This is a genomic window from Desulfuromonas acetexigens (assembly GCF_900111775.1).
GTDB classification, from domain to species: Bacteria; Desulfobacterota; Desulfuromonadia; order Desulfuromonadales; family Trichloromonadaceae; genus Trichloromonas; species Trichloromonas acetexigens.
Window position 1 is genome coordinate 165,796 of sequence record NZ_FOJJ01000023.1, and the last position, 20,120, is coordinate 185,915.

The 20,120-nt window shown below is 65.3% G+C and carries 16 protein-coding genes and 1 riboswitch; of the genes, 2 read left to right on the top strand and 14 right to left on the bottom strand.

Features of this window, described 5'->3' with window-relative positions; genetic code table 11:
* Positions 1 to 40: 40 nt before the first annotated feature.
* The 14 genes from BQ4888_RS09745 to BQ4888_RS09810 all read right to left on the bottom strand — a co-directional run bounded on the left by BQ4888_RS09745 (position 41) and on the right by BQ4888_RS09810 (position 17,696).
* The gene (locus BQ4888_RS09745) at positions 41 to 655 is read right to left on the bottom strand and encodes a methyltransferase family protein (protein ID WP_092056824.1); all 615 of its coding nucleotides are present in this window, start codon (positions 653 to 655) and stop codon (positions 41 to 43) included.
* Positions 652 to 2,256 carry an FAD-dependent oxidoreductase gene (locus BQ4888_RS09750; RefSeq protein ID WP_170232814.1) on the bottom strand — a complete coding sequence of 535 codons (1,605 nt, stop codon included), beginning with the start codon at positions 2,254 to 2,256 and terminating at the stop codon, positions 652 to 654. The genes BQ4888_RS09745 and BQ4888_RS09750 overlap by 4 nt, the downstream gene beginning before the upstream one ends.
* 38 nt (positions 2,257 to 2,294) lie before the next feature.
* Positions 2,295 to 2,642, bottom strand: coding sequence for a histidine triad nucleotide-binding protein (locus BQ4888_RS09755; RefSeq protein WP_092056828.1), 348 nt, complete (start codon positions 2,640 to 2,642; stop codon positions 2,295 to 2,297).
* On the bottom strand, positions 2,617 to 4,863 hold the full coding sequence (locus tag BQ4888_RS09760; protein WP_092056830.1) for an ATP-binding protein: 2,247 nt from the start codon (positions 4,861 to 4,863) through the stop codon (positions 2,617 to 2,619). The genes BQ4888_RS09755 and BQ4888_RS09760 overlap by 26 nt, the downstream gene beginning before the upstream one ends.
* Positions 4,860 to 5,978, bottom strand: coding sequence for a metallophosphoesterase family protein (locus BQ4888_RS09765; RefSeq protein ID WP_092056832.1), 1,119 nt, complete (start codon positions 5,976 to 5,978; stop codon positions 4,860 to 4,862). The genes BQ4888_RS09760 and BQ4888_RS09765 overlap by 4 nt, the downstream gene beginning before the upstream one ends.
* An 8-nt stretch (positions 5,979 to 5,986) precedes the next feature.
* The gene (locus tag BQ4888_RS09770) at positions 5,987 to 6,946 is read right to left on the bottom strand and encodes a peptidase U32 family protein (RefSeq protein ID WP_092056834.1); all 960 of its coding nucleotides are present in this window, start codon (positions 6,944 to 6,946) and stop codon (positions 5,987 to 5,989) included.
* Complete coding sequence (locus BQ4888_RS09775; protein WP_092056835.1) at positions 6,943 to 7,716, bottom strand: SAM-dependent methyltransferase; 774 nt, start codon at positions 7,714 to 7,716, stop codon at positions 6,943 to 6,945. The genes BQ4888_RS09770 and BQ4888_RS09775 overlap by 4 nt, the downstream gene beginning before the upstream one ends.
* Entirely contained in the window at positions 7,713 to 8,456 is a 744-nt protein-coding gene (locus tag BQ4888_RS09780) for a TlyA family RNA methyltransferase (protein ID WP_092056837.1), read from the bottom strand. Before BQ4888_RS09780 ends, BQ4888_RS09775 begins: the two co-directional genes overlap by 4 nt.
* 115 nt (positions 8,457 to 8,571) lie before the next feature.
* Positions 8,572 to 11,916, bottom strand: coding sequence for a UvrD-helicase domain-containing protein (locus tag BQ4888_RS09785; protein ID WP_092056839.1), 3,345 nt, complete (start codon positions 11,914 to 11,916; stop codon positions 8,572 to 8,574).
* Entirely contained in the window at positions 11,913 to 14,564 is a 2,652-nt protein-coding gene (locus tag BQ4888_RS09790) for a PD-(D/E)XK nuclease family protein (protein ID WP_092056841.1), read from the bottom strand. Before BQ4888_RS09790 ends, BQ4888_RS09785 begins: the two co-directional genes overlap by 4 nt.
* Positions 14,565 to 14,652: 88 nt before the next feature.
* Positions 14,653 to 14,895, bottom strand: a complete 243-nt coding sequence (locus BQ4888_RS09795; protein ID WP_092056843.1) for a hypothetical protein — start codon at positions 14,893 to 14,895, stop codon at positions 14,653 to 14,655.
* A gap of 158 nt (positions 14,896 to 15,053) precedes the next feature.
* Positions 15,054 to 15,461, bottom strand: a complete 408-nt coding sequence (locus tag BQ4888_RS09800; protein WP_205747990.1) for a hypothetical protein — start codon at positions 15,459 to 15,461, stop codon at positions 15,054 to 15,056.
* Between the two features lie 21 nt (positions 15,462 to 15,482).
* Entirely contained in the window at positions 15,483 to 16,556 is a 1,074-nt protein-coding gene (locus BQ4888_RS09805) for a metallophosphoesterase family protein (RefSeq protein WP_092056845.1), read from the bottom strand.
* Between the two features lie 12 nt (positions 16,557 to 16,568).
* Positions 16,569 to 17,696, bottom strand: coding sequence for a cytochrome-c peroxidase (locus BQ4888_RS09810; RefSeq protein ID WP_092056846.1), 1,128 nt, complete (start codon positions 17,694 to 17,696; stop codon positions 16,569 to 16,571).
* A 515-nt stretch (positions 17,697 to 18,211) separates the two neighbouring features.
* Between BQ4888_RS09810 and nrfD the strand changes: the two genes are divergently transcribed.
* Both nrfD and BQ4888_RS09820 read left to right on the top strand, forming a co-directional pair.
* On the top strand, positions 18,212 to 19,438 hold the full coding sequence (gene nrfD / locus BQ4888_RS09815; protein ID WP_092056848.1) for an NrfD/PsrC family molybdoenzyme membrane anchor subunit: 1,227 nt from the start codon (positions 18,212 to 18,214) through the stop codon (positions 19,436 to 19,438).
* A 128-nt stretch (positions 19,439 to 19,566) separates the two neighbouring features.
* Positions 19,567 to 19,665, top strand: a riboswitch (cyclic di-GMP riboswitch).
* A gap of 68 nt (positions 19,666 to 19,733) precedes the next feature.
* Positions 19,734 to 20,075 (top strand): flagellar basal body rod C-terminal domain-containing protein, encoded by a 342-nt coding sequence (locus tag BQ4888_RS09820; RefSeq protein WP_092057140.1) that lies wholly within the window; start codon positions 19,734 to 19,736, stop codon positions 20,073 to 20,075.
* Positions 20,076 to 20,120 lie beyond the last annotated feature (45 nt).

Sequence of the window (20,120 nt, forward strand, 5' to 3'; positions counted from 1 at the left end):
CGACCGGCAAGGGGGATTCTCCGGGGCAAGGGCGTATTCCTCATCCGTCCCCATGCCGCCGGGTCGACGGCCGGCGCCAGGGGATGAACATCGGCACCCGACGGCGATATTCTTCATAGGCCTCGCCGAAGAGCGCGAGCATGCGACGTTCCTCCCAAAAGGCTCCGAGAATCAAATAAAGGGAGAGCAGCCCCGCCGTCACCAGCTGGGCCAGGGAGAGATCCCGCCCCCAGAGAATGAGGAGACCGGCCAGATACCAGGGATGGCGGGTCCAGGCCAGCACCCCGTCGCGGCGTAAGGAGGGCGGATTTTCCTGCCCTTGCCGCCGCCGGCAATCAAGACCGAGAAAAGACCGGAGCCCGTAGGCGCGCGCCCCGCCCCAGGCCAGACCCAGCGCGATCGCCCAGAAGAGCAGCCGCAGGAACTCCCAGCCCCCCTGCCAGATCAGCATTTTGGCCCCGCCGATACGCGCCTCCCACCAGAGGATCGGCGCCAGGGAAAGGAGCGCCAGCAGGTTGTAGGCCAGGCGATAGCAGGTGGGAGCAAGGGGGGAAAGGCCGTGCAGCCGCTCCTTGACGGCGGTGGCGGCGAGAAGGGAATGGCCGGCGCACCACAACAGCCAGAGCAGGGCCAGAATCAGCAGAGGGTCGATCATTCAGGAAGCTCTTGCGGCACGAAACGCACGACCGGCTCACCCTCGCCGACGCCCGACTCGATCCGCAAATGGCCGCGCCACTCATCATCGAGCATCGGGTAGTCCTCGCGGCAGTGCGCCCCGCGACTCTCCAGCCGGGCCTGAGCGGCGAGCAGAATGCAGCGGGCGCTGCGTAGCATCAGGCTAGTTTCCAGAAAAAGGGGGACGGGTTCGGCCAGGCGCCAGGAACGACAAGTGTCGTCAAGCTCTCGCCATTGAGCCAGTCCGGCGGCAAGGCCTTCGGCGGAACGGATCACCCCGGCATGACGCCAAAGTAACTGCCGCAGCGCAGCGCGCAGTCCGGTCAGCTCTTCCACGGTCCAGGGGCCGTTCCCGGCCGGCGGCGGGTCGAACACCCCCGCTGTCTCCGTCCGCTCGGCGGCGGCGCGGGCGCCAGCACGACGGCCGAAAACCACCGCCTCGAGCAGGGCATTACCGCCTAGGCGGTTGGCGCCGTGCACCCCGCCGCAAACCTCCCCGGCACCGTAGAGACCGGGGACGGTGCTCCCGCCATGGGAATCAATGACCATCCCGCCCATAAAAAAATGGACGGCCAGACCGACGGTCGGCATGTTCTGCGCCGGATCGCAGCCCCGCCGCCGCAGCAGCGCCCAAAGGGGGGCATAGCGCGTCGCCGCCAGGTCGGCGGGGATCTGGGAGAGATCGAGATAGACCCCCTCGCCGATGCCTTTTCCGGCACGCAGCTCGCGATCGATGGCCTGGCTCATCTCGTCTCGCCCGGCGACCGGTTCGCCACCGGTGACGGAGTTGAGCAGAAAACGCTCGCCGTAGCGGTTGCGCAGCACCGCCCCATCGCCGAAGAGGGTGGTGGGGAGGATGATCCGCACCGGCGTCAGTCCCATGGCCGGATGGAACTGGATGAACTCCATATCGCGCAGCGCCGCTCCGGCCTCCAGGGCCAGGGCATAGCCGTCGCCGGTGATGTCTCGGGTATTGTTGCTGCCGGCGTAAAGGCGTCCGCCCCCACCCGTGGCCAGGATCGTTGCCCGCGCCCGCAGGGCCAGCCAGCCCCCGGAACCATCGAGGGCCAGCGCGCCGGCCACCCGCTCCCCGTTGCGGGCCAGGCGCGCCACCATCAGCCCCTCAGCGAAACGGACACCGAGGCGCCGCGCTTCGGCGAGAAGCGGCAGAGTGAGGGTCAGTCCGGCGGTCTGCACCGGCACCGCACCGAGTTCGGGAAAGATCGTTCGCGCCCGGCTGTGTCCGGGCACCCGGCGCGCTTGCAGCCGCCCGTCAACCCGGAGCAGGCGCACACCGCAGCCCTGCAGGAAATCGACGGCTTCCGCCGCCCCCTCGGCCAGGGTCCGCACCAGCGTCGGGTCGGCGATCTCCCGCCCGCCGCCAAAGGTATCGATGGCGAGACCCTCGACACTGTCATCCTCCGGCAGACTGGTCAGGTTGCCCGCCGCAATCAGGGTATTACCGCTGCGCCCGGGACGGCGCTTGCAGACCAGCAGCACCTCGGCTCCGGCCCGCCGCGCCGCGATGGCCGCCGTCAGACCCGCCAGCCCGCCACCAATGACCAGGACGTCTGTCTGCATGCTCTCCATCGCCCTCTCCGTCCCCTTTCAGCCCTGATCTAGCCCGGGGGCCAGGTCAGATCGCGGCCGCCGAGAAGATGAAAATGAATGTGCCAGACGGTCTGGCCACCGGCCTCGTTGCAGTTGTTGACGATACGGAAACCGTCCTCGGCGAAGCCCATTTCGTGAGCGATCTTGCCGGCGGTCTGGAAGACATGGCCGATGAGATCGTTGTCGGCCGTAGTCAGGTCAAGGGTGGTGCGGATGTGCTTGCGCGGCACCAACAGGTAGTGATAAGGCGCCTGGGGGTTGATGTCCTCGATGACCACCAGATGCTGATCCTGATAGACGAGCCGGGCGGGAATCTCGCCGGCGACGATCTTACAGAAGATGCAGTTGTTCGACATCGTCACTCCTTTCTTCGCTTGCACGGTTGCGGCCGCCGCGGGCCTGATCGAGGGAGAGGAGGTGCCAGCGCTTCTGGCCGGCACGCTTGAGCAACTGTTCGTTGTGGCTCAGGAAGACCAGCTGATGCTCCCGGGCGATGTTTTCGAGCATGCCGACCGTCTCCAGCAACCGTTCGCCATCGAAATTCACCAGGGGATCGTCAAGAAAGAGCGGCAGCCGGTGCCCCCGGGCAAGATGCCGGGAAAGAGCCAGACGTACCGCCAGATAGACGGCGTCGACGGTGCCCCGGCTGAAATGTTCCAGCGGACGCCAACCCGCCTCCTCCCCCTTGGCCGGCAACATCAGGGAGAAATGCTCGTCGAAGGCGATCCGGCCGTACCCGCCGCGGGTGGTGGTCATCAGGCCGTTGCCGATATCGGTGGCAAAGCGCTCCAGGTAGGTGGAACGAAACTCCTCCACCGCGCCGCCGAGCAACTCCGACGCCAGGAGCAGGACTTCGCGCCGGCGGCTCAGGGCGTGCTGGCGGGCCTTGAGCCCTTCCCCTTCCCGCTCGATGGCGCCGGGATCGGTCAGAGCACCGCGCCGCACCGCCTCCTCGCGGCTCAGTTCGAGCAGCCGTGCCTCCCGCTCACGCAGGCTATCCCCCATCTCCCGCAGCTTTTCCTCGGCAGTGGCAAGTTCCGTCAGGGAGAGCAGCGCCTCGGGGTGGGCCTTGCGCGGCGCCTCCTCGGCCGGGAGCTCCGGTTCGGCAACGGCTTCGGATTTGAGTACCGCTTCCGGCTCTTCCTCGGCCCCCTCCTCGTCGGAGTCGAGTCCATCCAACTCCCGGATGCGCGCCAACAGCTCCTGATGGCGGGGCAGATTCTTCCGCATCCTGACGACTTCCACCGCCGAGGGGGAAAGTCCGAGCCGCTCGAAGCGCCCGTCCAGGGCCGCCAGACGCGCCTGCGCCTCTTCCCGTCGGTCCTCCACGCCTTGAATCAGTTCCTGGATGCGCGCCTGTTCCTCCCGCGCTTTACCGGCGCGGAGCAAAAAGAGAACCCAGGGGGCCAGAGCGACCAGGCCCGCGCCCCCCCACAGCCAGGGGGTGTAAAGAGGAAAGACCCAGGAGAGGCCGCCCCCGGCGGAGAGAGCAAAGAGAGAAAGAGCGGCCAGTCCCTTCCAGGGCGGAATGGCCTGGGCCTGGAGTTCACGACGCAGGGCCGCCGCTTCCCCTTGCAGGGCGACGAGCGCCTTGCGCTCCTCATCGGCATCGACCAGGATCTTCACCAGATCCTCGGGGATGTCCCGGGGCAGACCGGTCTTGGCCAACTCCCGTTCCAGCCGATTGCGTTCCTCGGCGGGATCGCCCACAAAGCTCGCGGTCGGGGCCGTCGGGGCTGGTTCGGGAGCCGTCATCACGGCGGCAACGGTCTCCGATGCAGGAGCCGCTTGCTCCTGCTGGTAATGACGGCGGACCCAGGCCAGATAGCGCTCCCCCTTGGCGTATTCGCCGCGATCGAAAGCGATGGAATTTTCCAGTTCGACGATCTCGTCCCGCAGCACCGAGAGCTGTTCCCGCGATTCGCGCCCTTCCCGCCAGCGCTCTTCGAGGGCGGCGACCGCTTCCGCCACCCGGTCCAGTTCTCCCGGCTCGGCACCTGTCAGATAAGGCTGATCGCGGGTGATGGCGGCCAGTTCGCCGTGCATCCCGGTCAGCACCCGGTCGTAATCGACCTGACCGAAGCCTGAGAGCAGGGAGCGGATGCGCCCGGCCATGGCCGGCGCCCCGGGAGCGTCGAGCCGACCCTGCCCGAAAAAGAGGGAGGAACGAAAGACCGGCTCTTCGTTGATGCCAAGCAGACGCAGCAGTTGTTCGCCGTATTCGCCGAATCCGGAAGAGCCCTCCTCGGGGGGGACCGACCCCGAAAAACGCTGGAGTTCCCGCCCCTCGCCGTCCGTTTCGATCAGTTCCACCCGGTCATCGAGCAGATCGCGGGCAATCCGCACCTGACCGCGCCGCCCTGCAAAAACCAGGGCTGCGGCGCAGCCTTCATCACTCCCCCAAGAACGGAAACGCTCCTTGTCACGGACTCCGAAGAGCACCGCCGGAATCGCCTCCATCAGCGTCGTCTTGCCCGCCTCGTTGACGCCGTAGACCAGATTCATGCCGCGCCGAAACTCGAAGGTCTTTTCCGCAAACTTGCCGAAATTGCGCAATTCGATCGATTTGAGAATCATGCCCGGCCTCCTCCCTTCCCCTGGAAGCGGCGCAGCGTCTCACGAAAAGCTTCCTCCACCAGAGGTCGCCGTTCCGGCGGGGAGTCCGCGAGCAGACGCCGGGCCCGGCGCGCCAGCACCCCCCGTACCGTCTCCTCGCCCGCCATGCGGTCGACGAACTCGCCGGCCAGCAGTTCGGTGCGGTCACGCAGCTCCAAGTGAAAAAAATCCCCGGCACAGCGGTCGTGCAGTTCGGCCATATCGAGCGGCACCTCGATCAAGCCGGTGAGGGTCAGACGCAGCAACAGATCGCTGGAATGCAACTCAATGATCCGTGTCGCAGCCTCGGCGAAGGTCTCGCAGCCGGTCAGGTCCAAACTAAGCTCATCGAGGACTCGCCCCCCCACCGGCAAGGGTTCGACCCGGACTCGTTCCGGCTCGACCTCGGCCAAGGCGCAATAACGCGGGCCATTCTCGCCGAAGCGCAGGCCCTCTGGGGAACCGGGACGGCAACCGAAGAGGCGCTCGCCCGCTTCCACCAGTAGAAATTCGTGGCCATGGCCGAAGGCCAGGTAATCGAGATTCCAGTCCCGCAGGTTTTCCAGAGAAAGACCCTTGCCGGATTCTCCGGGGAGGACCGGCCGCAGGCCGTGCAGCACGCCGATATGCAGACCCTCGAGGGGACGGCGGGCCATGCGCTCGAGGAGTGTCGGGCTCGGCAGGGCACAACCGCCGAAGACATAGAAATGCACGGGCTGACCGGCGACCGTGACGGTCACCGGCTGAGGCCCCGGCGTCTCCGGCAAGAGCACCGCGCCGAGAGCGGTCAGCTTGGCATAGGCCCCGTCCGCGGCCGGCGGGGCGTCGTGATCGCCGGGGAGCAGGACGACGGCGATGCCCCGGTCGATGAGGCGTTTGAGTCCGGAAGCGACCTGTTCGACCAGCTCCGCCGCCGGGCGAGGATCATCGAAAAGATCGCCGGCGACGATGAAAAGCTGGACCTCGTTCTTGATCGCCAGGGTCAGCAGCCGTTCGAAGGTCTGCAGCAGATCGTGGCGCCGTTTTCCCTCTTTCTCGCCAAGCTCGGGAAAGAACGCACCCAGATGCAGGTCGGCGGTATGCAGAATGCGGATCATGAAGACACCTATGCTTCGTTACAGTATTCGGGGTAATAGCAAACCAAGGGGGAACAGGGGGCGGCAAAGCTTTGCCGGTGGGCGTCCCGGGCCCGGCGGCGATAGTCCGCGCCATCGTCGCAATCGGCGGCACGCTCGCAAAACTCCGCGACCAAGGCGAGATTCCGCACTTTCTGCGCCGAGGGGGCGCCGCGCCCCACCAGTTTGAGTCCGTGAATTCCGGCCGCCGCCAGGGCCGGAATGGCGCAGAGTCCGCAGCCGTGGCGGCGATCGCTGCGGGCCCACTCCTCCTGGCGGGCCATCGCCCGTTGCAGCCGGGGCGAGGGTGCGGGCGCGAGCGGCTCGATCCGGTAGGGGATCTCGCAGGGCCAGATCTTCGCCGGGCTGGAATGATGAAAGGTGCACAGCCCCTCGCTGTTGGGGCAGTTTCCGATAAGGATAAAGGCGTCACAGCGCAGCCCCGGCACTTTCTCGACGATCTCGGCCATCTCCGCCACCGGCAGATGCCGGGGAAAGACCAGCCGGTCGATCCCCTGGGCGGCATAAAAGGCCGCCGCCCCGGAATTGGCGAGATGGGCAAGGGTGCTGGCGTGGTATTCGAGACCGCCGTGCCGCCGCCGCAACAGGCGCAGCAGGCCGAGATCGGCGAGAATGACGCCGTCGACCCCCGCCGCGACCGCCTGATCGACATAATCGAACAAGAGCGGCAGCTGCTCGTCGCTGTAAAAGGGGGCATTCAGGGTCAGGGAAAAGCGCTTGCCCCGGTCATGGGCCCGCTGCACGATCTCTTGCAAATCCTCATAACCGGCGATCTGCGCCCCGGCGAAGGTACGCTGGTTGATGGAGGCGAGCAGCCGGTAGCGCTCCAGCCAATCCTCCGGCACCCAGCCGCCGTAAAGCTCGTCGGCACCGGCATCGAGCAGGGGTTCGACTTCGCCGAGCTGGTCGATGGGGGAGATGAGAATCATCCCCCCTCCCCGTCCCGATGCTTCCAGATGTGTTCGCGGCGATGATCCCACCAGCTGCCGTCGACGGTCGCCGTCAGGGTCTCGCCGACCAGCACCAGGGTCAGCGCCGCCCGCTTGGAGCCGGTCGTCAGGTTGAAGAAATCCCGCTCGCCGACCTTCTCGACAATATCGTCCAGGGTGCCGGTCACCACCTCCTCGCCGGGCAGCCCCAGGCGATGGCAGAGGGCGATGGGCACGTTCCGGCCGTAACCGGCGCGCAGCAAGGCGGTCAGTTCGGGGAGGGGGAGGTTGTTCATGTAGATGAGCAGGGTCACCCCCGGCGCCGCCAGATCCCGCAGGGTCGGTGCTTCGGGACCGTCGCCGAGGGTGCGCGGCGAGGCGATGATCGCCCGGTTGCAGACCCCAGGGAGATCAAGGGTCTTTTTCAGCAGGGCGGAGGCGACGTTGGCGGTGCCGACGCCGGGCACCACCTCGGCCCGCTCGCCGAGGGCGTCGATCAACCCCTGAAAGGGGGCGTAGAAGGTCAGGTCGCCGGGGACGAGAAAGGCCACCTCGCCCTCTTCGAGAAAGGTATGAACTTTCTCCTGCAGTTCGGCGAAATAGAAATCGAAGGGGACGAGCACCCGCTTGTCCCGCAGCTGCTCGGCGAAGGTCGTTTCGAAAGGGGTCGGGGCGAAAACGGTGCGGCAGCGCGCCAGCAGCCGCGCCCCGCGCAGGGTGAGAAAATCGGGGTCGCCAGGCCCGGCACCGATGAAATAGACACGATTCATGCTTCATCCTTAAGACGCAGGTGGATGAGAAATTCCCGGTTCCCCTTGGGGCCGAGAATCGGGCTTTCGGTCACGCCGAGAATCAGGCAGCCGAGACTTTCGGCCAAAGTCCGGATGCGCTCCACCACCGCCGCGTGCTGTTCGGCGTCGCGCACCACCCCGCCCTTGCCGACCTGCCCCTTGCCGACCTCAAACTGAGGTTTGATCAGGGCCAGGACCTCGGCGCCGGGGGCGAGCAGGGCCAGGGTCGGCGGCAACACCTTGTCGAGGGAGATGAAAGAAGCGTCGATCACCGCCAGGCTCGGGCGTTCGCCGAGACGTTCGGTGGTGAGTTCGCGGATGTTGGTCCGTTCGAGATTCACCACCCGGGGATCTTCCCGCAACGACCAGGCGAGCTGGCCATAGCCGACATCGACGGCGAAGACCTTGGTCGCGCCCCGTTGCAGCAGGCAGTCGGTGAAGCCGCCGGTGGAAGCGCCGACATCGATGGCGACCCGCCCGGCGGGATCGACAGCGAAATGGTCGAGTCCCTTCTCCAGCTTCAGTCCTCCCCGGGAGACGTAGGGGATGTCCTCCCCCTTGAGCCGCACCGGGGCATCCTCGGCGACCTGGGCACCGGCCTTGTCCACGGCATGCTCGCCGACCACCACCTTGCCGGCCAGGATCAGCGCCCGCGCCCGCTCCCGGGAAGGGACCAGAGCACGGTCAACGAGCAGTTTGTCGAGTCGGACTTTTTTCATGGAAACCGTGAAAAAAACTGGAAAAAGAGGCCGTCAACCGGCACCGGCGACGCGTCCGAAAGAGTAACACAGGGAGGGGGGACGGGCAACCGTTTTGCCGCCCTTGCGCCCCCCTTCAGTCCAGCTCCCGCCAGCCGTCGAAGAGGGGGAAGTAGAGGGCCGCCCGCACCGGATGCGCCGAGTCGTACCGGCTCATGAGGGCAACGTAGTTCTCCAGCTGCGAGCGATAGCGCTCGATCTGCCCGGCGAGAAAGGCTTCCCTTCCCCCCTGGCAGGCGACGATCTTGTAATCGACGACCCAGCGAATACCGTCGGCAACAAAAGTGCGGTCGACGGCGGCGTGCAGCAGATCGTCCCCGATCCGCCCGGAAAGTTCCAGCTCACAGGCCGCCCCCTCCCATGCCCCGAGAATCCACCGTCCCCGGGAAGCGGCCAGCGCCCCGAGCAGGGCCGCCGCGACCGTCTTCCAGCCCTCGGCGAGCTCTGCCGCCGGCACTCCGAGGCGGGCCAGGCGCCGTTGCCCAGCCGTTGCCTCGGCGGCGATGCGCTCCGGCGTCCAACGCTCCAGCCCCTCGCGGGCGATGCGTTCGAGATAGAGATGGCAGAGGGTGCCGACATGGCGGGCGGTCTCCGCCTCCCAGCCGGTGAAAAGCTCGAGACGGTTTTCCTGCTCGCCGTGGCCGGAAGCCTGCCGGGCGCGAGCGACCGTCGGCAGGGTGAGTGAGGGCAACGGCGGCAGCCGCCAGTCGGCGGGCAGGCGCCGGAGCGGCAGAGGCACCCGCGCGGCCGCCTCCCCTTCCCCCACAGCCGCCTCCGTCGCGGAGAAGACGAAACTCGACTCGAGCACCGGCCACAACCGGCCGAGCAGGGAACCGGCCAGAGGACGGGGCAGGCCGTCCTTGTCCGGCGCGGCGTGGCCGAGCAGATGCAGGCGGCGCTTGGCCCGGGTCGCCGCGACGTAGAGCAGGCGCAGGCTTTCCAGCTCCTGCTTGGCCGTTTCGAGACGGCCGATGGCCTCGTAGGTGGCATCTTTGGCATAGCCGTCCAGAGCCGGCACCGGGGCGAGGAGCAGACCACAGTCGGGATGTTCCAGCCAGCGCAGCAGGTGGCGATCGCCGCCGGCGGAACCCCGGCCGAGGCCGGGAAGGATCACCGTATCGAATTCCAGCCCCTTCGATTTGTGGATGGTCATCACCTGCAAACGCCCGTCGGCGCCGCTGTCGGGGGCGGCGAAGAGCCGGCCGAGCCCCTCGTCGAGGGCGTCAAGGGCAGGCAGATCGCCGCCGTGATCGCATTCCTCCATCAGGGCGAAGACTCGGGCCGTGTCCTTGCGCGCCGCGCCGTCGCAGCAGGCGCCGCCGCCCAGGGCGAGCCACACCCCTTCCACCAGTTGTCGCAGGGGAAGCGCGCCGTGCCGCACCCGAGCGCGCTGGAGGATCGCCCGCACCCGCACCAGCCGTTCCCGCCCGTCGGCGGAGAGGGACGCGAGCCGTTCTTCGTCTTCCAGCAGCTCCGGGATCAGGCGGCCGCCGTCGTCGCCGCACAACACCTCCAGGTCGGCGAGGGTCAGGCCGCACCAGGGGGCGCGCAGCACACACAGCCAGCTCAGGCGATCGGCGGGATGCAGCAGCGCCCGGGTCAGGGCGAGAAGATCGCGCACCGCCGGACGGCACTGCAGGGGGTCGATGTCGCGAGCGCTGAAACGCAGCCCGCGCGCGGAAAAGGCGCGCAGGATCTCGGTGAGATGGGTGCGGGCGCGAACCAGTACCGCCACCGTCCCCTCCCCCGCCTCGGCCAGGGCCTGTTCGGCCAAATCCGCCACCCGCTCAGCCTCGGCCGCGTCGTCGCGCCAGGCGAAAGGATGCACCGTACAGGCCGGTCCCGGCAGCACTTCATGCACCGCCGTCGAGGGGGCGTAGACCACCCCGCCCAGGGCCTCGTCTTCCTCGGCGGGGAAAAGCCCGGCGAAGGCGGTATTGACCCAATCGACGATCCCCTGCTGGGAGCGGAAATTGGCGCACAGGTCGATACGCTCCAGCGGCACCGCCGCCAGCCCCCGGGCGCGGGCCCGGAGGAAGAGCCCGACCTCGGCCTCGCGAAAGAGGTAGATCGACTGCATGGGATCGCCGACGACGAAAAGGGTGCGGCCATCTCCCGACTGCCAACCGGCAGTCAGGTGGCCGAGCAGATAGTACTGCAGATAGGAGGTGTCCTGAAACTCGTCCACCAGAATGTGACTGAGGCGGGCGTCGAGACGCAGCAGCAGCTCCGAAGGATCATCGCCGCCGCCCAAAGCAGCCAGGGCTTGCAGGGCGACGGCGGCGAAATCGACCTGCCCTTCCTGGCGAAAGACCAGCCAGAGTTCAGCGGCGGCGAGGGGCAGCAGTTCGACCAGGGCTTGCAGCACCTGCCATTGCCCGTCGGGATAGCGCATATCGGGCAGGCGGCGCAGCTCGGCCAGGGCCTCTTCCAGCCCGGGAACGCCCTGCAATCGCTCAAGGATTTCCCGCATCCGTTCCTTGCGCGCCGCCGCCTCCCCCTTGCCGGCGGGAAAACCGCCATTTTTGTCGAGGCGCAGACGAAAGGTTCCGGTGGCGGTGAGCAGCAGATCGGCCAGCGCCAGCCAGTCCGGCAAGGCGGCGGCATCAGTTCCGGGGAATTCGGCAAGATCGGCGCAGCGGCACAGGGGGCGTGCCTCCGCATCCAGCTGACTGGCCGCATAGCGCCCCAACTCGAGCAATTCGTCGCGGCAATCCTCGGGGAGCAGGGCCTCGGCCGCACGCAGCTGCTGAGCGACAAAACCTTCCAGGGAGCCTTCCAGCAGTCCCCGCCAGCTTTCATGCCTGACCCGGCCGAGATGGCGCAACCATTGATCGCGGCGGGCGAGCATGGCGACCAGCATCCCTTGCAGGGTGTCCATGCGGTTGTCGAGATGTTCCAGCAGCAGCGCCGTTTCGGCGCTCCCCGGCCCACCCCGGTCGAGCCGCGCCGTGACCCGCCGCGCGGCTTCGCGGTAAAGGGGAAAGGGATCCTCGGCGATGGCCGGCATGGCGCCGAAACGGGAAATCCAGGGCATGCGCCGCACTAGGGCGGCATTGAAGGAATCGATGGTCTGAATCGCCAGCAACGAGGGATTGTCAAGCAGGTTCCAGCCCTGTCGGGCATCCTGCGCCAGGGCCGCGCGGGCCAGCTCCCAGGTCTGCCGCTGATGGGCGCTCTCCGGCGCCGCTGCGCACGCCTCGCGCAGGGCCCGCAGCAGCCGCCCGCGCATCTCCCCGGCGGCCTTGCGGGTGAAGGTGATGGCGAGAATCTCGTCGGGGCGACGGATGGTGGCGAGCAACCGCAGATAGCGCTGGATCAGCAGTTCGGTCTTGCCGGAACCGGCCGGGGCCTGGACGATGAAGGATCTTTCGGGATCGATGGCCCGCAGCCGGGCCTGGGCGTCGACGGGAGCGGTCATGATTCCACCTCCTCGTCGTCAACAAGCGTTTCATCGATCCGGCAGAGGGGGGCGAGATCGCAGAACTTGCAGGCTTTATCCGGAGCCACCGGCGCTACCGCCGCCCAGCCCCGGGCGAACTCCCCGCCCAGTTCGGCGAGCTGGTCCCGCCAGCGTTCGAGCAGCTCGGGCCAATCGTCCAGACCGGCCTTTTCCGCCGCTTTCGACCCGGCAAAGGCGGTAATCTTGGGGAGCAGATCGTCCGCCGCCGCCACCCCCTTGAACAGGCAGTCTCCGCGCCGCACCTGGGCGATGGCCAGGGCGCGCAGACGTTCCTCCGTCTCATCCCCGGCATAGACCGGCAGTTGCGGTTCGAGCAGGCGCTCGCCGAGGAGGTCGTTGAGATCGACCCGACCGGTCTTGTAGTCGAGGATCAGCCGCCCGCCGTCGGGGAGGAGATCGAGCCGGTCGATCTGGGTGTCGATGGTCAGGGGACCGCACAGGACGGTGCGCTTCTCCTCCAGGCCGTGGACAGCGAAGGGGGTCCGCCCCTTCTCCCCCTCCAGCCATTCCCGCACCAGGGCGCGCAGCCGTTTTCCCTCGATCAGGCAGAGGGGGGACTGAGCCTCTTCACCGAAGCGCTCGCGCAGAACCGTCTCTACCGTCCCCGCGATGCGCCCGTCCAGCTCCTTCTCGCTCAGGGCGAGCAGGGCCGCCTGGTCGCCGGTCTCGCGCCAGAAGCTTTCCAGCGTCCGATGGAGCAGGCTGCCGCGGGTGGCGGCATCGAGCCCCGGTTCGGGATGCTCCAAGCCCCGGGCCGCCAGGCGATGGTGGGCGAAGGCGCGGAAGGGGCAAAGGGCCTGATCCTTGAGAATCGCCGTGCCGCCGACGGCGCGGGCGGCGGCGAGGGGCGGCCCGGTTTCGTCGCAGAGCGTTTCCAGCGGCGGCGAAATCCCTTCCAGCACCGCCAGGGGAGCGGCGCTCTCGGCCAAAAGGGGCAGTCCTTCGGAGAAATCGAGAATCAGGCTGCTGGGGCGCAGCTCCACATCCCCCTCTTTCAGGGGATGGCTGAAAACTACCTTCGGCGCCGAAGAGGAAAGGCGGTCGCGGAGCGCGCGGGCAAAGGTCAGCTCCCGCTCGGCCCCGGCATGGGGCATATCGCAAGCGACTTGCAGGGGAACGGGGAGAAAGGGATTGGGCCGGGCCGGAGCGGGGAAGATCTCGTCCGTCAAGCCCATGACCCAGAGATGATCGAACTGAAGCCCCGCCGATTCGAGGAGGCCGAGCACCTGCACCGGACCGTCCGGGGTCTCGGGCTGAAAAGTGGTCTCCCGGGCCAGGCGGCGCAACAGATCAAGGGCGGCATCGCGTTCGAGAAGGCCGGAGACCGGCTCCAGCTCGATCACCGCCGGCAGCAGGCGCTCTTTCCAGACCTTGAGCGCCTGAAATTCCAGGCTCCCCAGGGGGCGCTCCCCGGGCCAGCCGACTGCCGACAGCAGCTCGCCAAAGGCCGCCATCCACTCACCGAGGGGCCGCCGCCGACTGCCGCCGCGAGCGGCCAACGTCGCGAGGATGGCGGAAAACTCGGGCGCCGAAGCGGCGATTTCCGCCGGCGGATGGGCCAGGCTGAAGCTCTCCCGGCGACCGGCGCGCAGCTTGCGGTCGCAGCGGGCACGGGCCGCCCCTTCCCGCTGGGCGCCGCCGAGATAGGGACTGCGCAGAAAAAAACTCAGGCTGTCGAGGGAAAGACGGCCGGAAGCGGCGAGAAGGTCGAGAGCCGCCGTCACCAGCCCCTGTTCGGCGAGGGGGGAACCGAGGGAGAGGTTGAAGCGCTCTTCCGTTCCCTCCAGGTCGATGAGGGAGTCGGGAGCGAGTTCCTCGCGCAAGACCCGCTCTACCAGTCGGCGACGCTGCTGCAAGTCGGCCACCACCACGCCGATGCGCGGGGCACCTTCTTCCAGCAGGCGGCGCGCCCAGCGGGCCGCCAGGCGCACCTCATCCTCAGCATCGAGAGCCGCCGTCCGCAGGCAGTCACCGGGCACGGACAAGATCCCGGACCATGCCGTCACCCGGCACCCCGCCTCTTCGAGGGCGGTGCACAGGCGGGTCAGACGCGGCGGGGGATCGTCGAAGCCGGCGACGAAGACCTGCTCGGGAGGCAGCAGCCGCCCGTCCGCCAGGGCGGCACAGATTCGTTCCGGCAGCAGGACGGAATCGCTCCAGTCGCCCCGCCGACAGGCGTCGAGATAGGCTCCGCGCCAGCGCAAAAAGGCGCGGTGGTCCTCGCTCAAGGGATAGCTCGCAAGATCGGCGCCGTACTCCACCAGCAGCCGGTGCGCTTCCTGGGCGCGGCGGGCGCTGGCCGGCACCTGCAGCAGGGCGAGTTCCGAACCGGCGACCTCGGCCTCGATCACCCGCTCCCAGAGATAGAGGGACGCGCCTTCCGACAGCAGCCCGGCATCCTCGTCCAGCTCCCCGGCGCAACGCAGCAGCCAGGTATCGAGGCCGTAGATTTTCGGCGTCCCCCAGACCTCTCGTCCGGAGTCCGACATCCAGTGGTCGAAGCGCTCACGCAGGGCGCGGGCGAGGCGCTTGTTGACGGTCAGAACCAGCGCCCCCTGCGCCAGGGCACGCCCCAATATTTCAAAAGATGCTGACGGTTCGGTCATCGCGGCCCTCTCTCCAGGAAATGCTCTGCAGCATACCCCGGTGAAGGACGAGGGCCAAGGAGAAATGACGGAAGCCGGAGGGGAGGATTCAGCGAGAGGAGGATTCGTCCATCGGGGCGAACTTCTCCACCAGCCACTTGATCAGCAGCAGCAGAATCGGCGTCCCATGCATGAACAGGTCGAAGATGTCGAGAGGACGGGTCAAGGTGCCTTGAAAGAGCATCCGGATCTTTTCGAAGAGGTGCGGTTCCGGCACAAAGGGAGAGAGGCCGAGAATGACGGCCAGGATCGCGAGGGTGGAATAAGGCATTTGGGCGAGCAGACGACGCATGATAAATCCTGGGGATTTGGGGGCTGATAAAAACCCCCGAGCGGAGGAGCCAGGCCGGGCCGCTCGGGGGTATCTCTTTAGCTCTTTGTTACAGCACCTTCGCTACACGAGGCTGAGGGCGACGCCGCAGATGGGCGTTTTTCCTCAGCCTCACTTCTTTAGTGTTTGCCCGGCGCCAGCGGCACATTCCGCCGTTCCCAAGCGATATAGGCTTCGAGGGCGAGCATCTCCGGGGTGTCGAAACCGAGATCGACCCCTTCCAGCGGATTGCGGATGCACCAGTTGATCATGTGCCGCAGCTCGGCGACCTTGCCGATCTGTTTCTGGAATTTCGGGTAGGTTTCGGGATGGGTGTTGGCGGCGTTGGGGTGGCACTGGGCGCAGGCCACGCCGTTGCTCCCCAGATCGGCGCTCACCCACAGATTCCTTCCCGTCTCCACCACCGACTGGTACTCCCCTTCCCAGCGTTTCAGGTCGGCCTCGGTGAATTCGTCGGCCAGGGCGGGAAGAGCCGCGCCACACAGCAGCAGCCCCAGGATGAGGGCGGTCAGCTTCACAGCTTTCATTATCGCGTCTCCTTCTATTTATCAGTAGTGGGTTTGAGCCGGAATCCGTGTGTCCTCGGCCTGATAGGTCACATCCTCGGGGCGGCCGGTTTTCGGGTTATAGCGGACCGTGCGCGTGGCGTTGTTGTAAAGGGTGAAGGTCATATCCACGTTCCCCGAATTCATGTTGATGAACTGCCAGCCGGTGGCGTCCCGCTCGAAGAAAGGATCGGCCCTATTCATCGGTACCGTCATCTTCGGCAGCAGGCTCTCGGCCTGGGCGTAGCTCTGGGGATAGGGCCAGGGCCAGGCGGTGGCCATCACCGCGTTGAAGCTGATGTTGCCGATCTGGTTGTACTGAATCTGATGCACATGGCCGTAGATAACGTTGACCTTGTCGAAGGGCTTGAGCAGCGCCTGGATCTCTTCGGCATCCTCGGTCCAGAAGTTCCAACCTTTGTAGATCTTCTGCAGGGGGGAATGGGAGAGAACCACCAGCGGCGTCTTTTTATCGACCTTGTCGAGATCGTCTTTCAGCCACTTGCGCTGAACCTCACCAACCATGAAAGGGGAGCCGTTGGGGTTGTCGAGCCCGGCCATCTCCAGCATGCGCTGCTCGGCGGTCGGCCAGCGGTTGTAGGTCCAGTCGTCGTAGGTGCGCACGCTGTTGAGAACGATGAAGTGCACCCCCTTGTGATCGAAGCTGTAATACTGGGGACCAAAGAGTTTTTCCCAGTATTCGCCCATGTCGAGGTAGTAGTCGTGCTCGCCCATGACGTAGTGGGTCTTGTAGCGCAGGGCCGACATGATCTCGGCGCCGTGGTCGAGTTCGGGCTTGGTGCCGAGTTGGGCAAGGTCGCCGCCGAAGAGAACGAAGTCGGGCTTGGGATTGAGCAGATTGGTTTCAGCGACGGCGCGGATCAGGCCGCGATCCCAGTTGCGCACGAACTTGTTGCCGGAGATGTGCTGAATATGGGCATCGGAAATATAGGCGAAGGTGAAGTTCTGACTGCTGTCGGCGAAGGCCAGCTCGACCAAGTTGATCGGCAGACTGGCGGCCAGGGCCAGGGCGCCGGCCCCCTTGAGAAAGTCGCGACGATGAATGGCTTTGTTCATGGGGATCTCCTCTTAGTTCCGCTCGGCCGAAGCCGTCTGGACAAATTGGGGGCTGGTCAGGGTTTCCATGAAGGCCACCAGGTCATCGATCTGCTGCTCACTGAGATTCAACGGGCGGATGCCACCGCTGAGGAAAGCGTTGACCTGCTCTCCTTCCTTGCTGAAGCCGCCATTGTTGTAATGAACGACCACGTCGCGCAGGGTCGCCAAGCTGCCGTCGTGCATGTAGGGGGCGGTCAGGGCGATGTTGCGCAGGGTCGAGGTTTTGAAGGCGCCCATGTCGTCGAACTGATCCGTTATGGCGAAACGCCCCAACTCCGAGGTCTTGCTGTCGGTGAGCACGGCGACGTCCACATCGATCCCTTCGGCCTTGGCCTTGAGAAAGGCGCCGGCCAGTTCGGGAACTTCCTGCTGGATGTTGTTGATGCCGACACCGATGTTGTGGAAGCGGTTGTCGGTGAAGAGGGCCTGGGTCTGTTCGATAACGTGGCAGGAAACGCAGCGCCCCTGGCCGATGAAGACCTCAAAGCCGCGCTTGGCGGCGGTACTCATGCCGCGGCCGTCCCCGGCGAAATACCAGCGGTCGAAGGGGGTATCGCCGGCGACGATGGTCCGCTCGAAGGCGGCGATGGCCTGAATGACCTCGGTCAGGGTGATCTGCTCACCGCTCTTGCCGAAAACCTGCTGAAAGGCCGCGACGTACTCGGGATCGTTGCGCACGATGGCCAGAATCGGCTCATGGTTCGCCAACCCCATTTCCACGGGATTGACGAAGGGATGAATGGACTGGTCTTCCAGGTCCGGAGAGCGTCCGTCCCAGAAGAGGGTGGTGTAATAAGCCGAGTTGATGACCGTCGGCGCGTTGCGGGTGCCGGTCAACTTCTCGATCCCCTCGGAAACCTTGAGGGGGCTGTCGGTAAAGGCCTTCTGCACATCGTGGCAGGTGGCGCAACTCACCTCGCCGGTAGAACTGAAGCGTTGGTCGTGAAAGAGCTTGTCGCCAAGGGCGATCTTTTCCGGGGTCTGGGGATTGTTTTCCGGCACCGGCACCGGCGGCAGCCCGAGCAGGGCCTGCTCCGCCCGGGTCAGCCCCGGCGCCAGCAGCATCAGGCAGAGCGCCCAACCTAGCAGTCGTCTCATAATCTTTCCTCCTCGCGATGTTATGGACAGGGTTATCGAAAAACCGCTTTTTCCGACGGAACGGGCAAGGTCCAAACGGGTCATTTTCATTCGACGGTGTTGAATTATACCAGAGACTGTCTCGATTCAAGTGCGACCGGAATAATTTCGGTAACACCCTCCCCCGCCCCGACAAACGGCCTCTCCCTGACCCTGGCCAAAAGACCGACATTGTGCCGTCATTTGCCGTAGCGCCTCTTCGACACATCGCGCAGCTTTACCTGAACAGACAATCACATTTTTTGTGAGAAAAAGAATTCATGTTAATTTTACGGCACATTATGAGATTAATCCGACGCATTAATCAGAATATATCGGCAGCAGGTACGGCTTTTGCTCTAGGCCAAACTATTCAATACTCACTATCTACCGTAATTAATATGAACTCAATTTTTAATTAATTATCGGACTTTCCCCCGATTGAAAAAACGGCCAAAATCCGGCACCGTAAAACTCCCACCCAGGAGGAGACAATCATGCTTAAAATCGGCACTTCACCCAAGGAAAGCAAATGGTTTCTCCTGCTCGGAGGGGGCATGCTCATCGGCCTGACGGCAGTGATCGCCGTCTTTACCCTGGGACACAGCCATGTCTACAACACCAGTCGCGAGGTTCCCTGGGGCATTCTCATCTCCAGCTATGTCTTCTTCGCCGTCTCCTGCTCAGGCCTGTGCCTGATCTCCAGCCTCGGGCATGTCTTCGGCATCGAGCAGTTCCACGCCTCGGCCCGCCGGGCAATCATCCTCGCCATCATCATGCTGGTCTGCGGTTTCGGGGTCATCGCCATGGAACTGGAAAAGCCCTTTGCCCTGGTGATCTACGCCGTTCTCAGCCCCAATCTGGAATCGCCCATCTGGTGGATGGGCGCGCTCTACGGCGTCTATTTGGTGGTTTTGGTCATTGAGTTTTACTACTGCATGCAGGCCAACCGCGTCGGCGCTTTTTACACCGGCCTGGTCGGTTTCATTCTCGCCATCGCCGCCCCTTCCAACCTCGGCGGCGTCTTCGGACTCCTTTCCGCCCGCCCCTTCTGGAGCGGCGTCTTCTCCCCCGTCTATCTGGTGGTGACCGCCCTGATCTCGGGCACGGCATTGATGGGCTTGGTGCATTACCTCAAGGTGCGCTGCCGCGATCTCGATTTCTGCGGGCACGACCGCAACTACCTCTTCCTCCTCGGCCGCATCCTCGCCCTGCTTCTCGGCATCCTCATGTTCCTGACCATCTGGCGGTTCATCTCCGGCCTCTACCAGCAGCAGGAAGGGATGTACGAAGCGCTGATGGTACTGCTGAAAGGCCCCTTGGCCTTTAACTTCTGGGTCTTCGAAGTGCTGCTCGGCATGCTCATCCCCTTCGCCATGATCCTCACCCCATCCTTCCGCAGTCCCCTGGGGCTGACGGTGGCAAGCGTGCTCTCGCTGATCGGCATGTTCTTCATGCGTTACGATTTCGTCGTCGCCGGACAACTCGTGCCGGTCCGCGCCGGCACCACCGAAACCCTCGACGGACTGCTGCGGTACACCCCTTCCTTGGCGGAACTCGGCATCATTCTCGGCGGCTTCGCCCTCTGCCTCTTTCTCTACACTCTGGCCGAAAAGGTCTTCGACCTGGAAGTCCGCCACGTCCACCTGCCGGACGGCTCGACGGCGACAAGTTGCCAGGGTGTCGCCATCACCGACGAAGAACTGGGCGCACATACCCACTGAGAAAAGCTCCACGAAATAATACAAGCCGCCCGGCGGTAGAAGGCCGGGCGGCTTGAATTATTCTCGCTAAATCCTTACCACAGCGAAAGATTTACGTCTTGACCGCGAACACCTCCAGCGGTTAGGATGAAAACAAAAGGCAAACCATCCGAAAGGGTGGGACGCAAAGCCACTGGCCTAACTTCCCGGACGACGGTCGCGGAGAACAGGGCGGCAGGGTTGCACTCCTTCGAGTCCTTCCCGCCCTTCCCCCTCCCCGACGACCATTGCTCGCATCCCTGCAAGGGAGGATTTCATGATCAAAGCGCTCGATACCAGCATCCAGGGTCTGAAGGCCATGGAAACCCGCATGGCCGCCTCGGCCAACAATCTCGCCAACGTCAATACCGAAGGATTCAAGAAGGATCGCGTCACCCTGAGCGAAACCGCCCAGGGCGGAATCAGGGCCGAGGTCGCCAAGGTCGACACGCCGGGGGATGTGGTCGAGGATCGGGGAACAACGCGGGAACTCTCCAACGTCGACATGGCCGAGGAGATTGCCGGAACCATCCCGACCAAAGCCGCCTACAGCGCCAACCTGAAGATGATTCAGGCCCAGGACGAACTGACCGGAACCCTGCTCAGCATCAAAAAATAGCCAAAAAGGCGCGCCGAATAGGACGATCTTCCTCTTCAGCGCGCC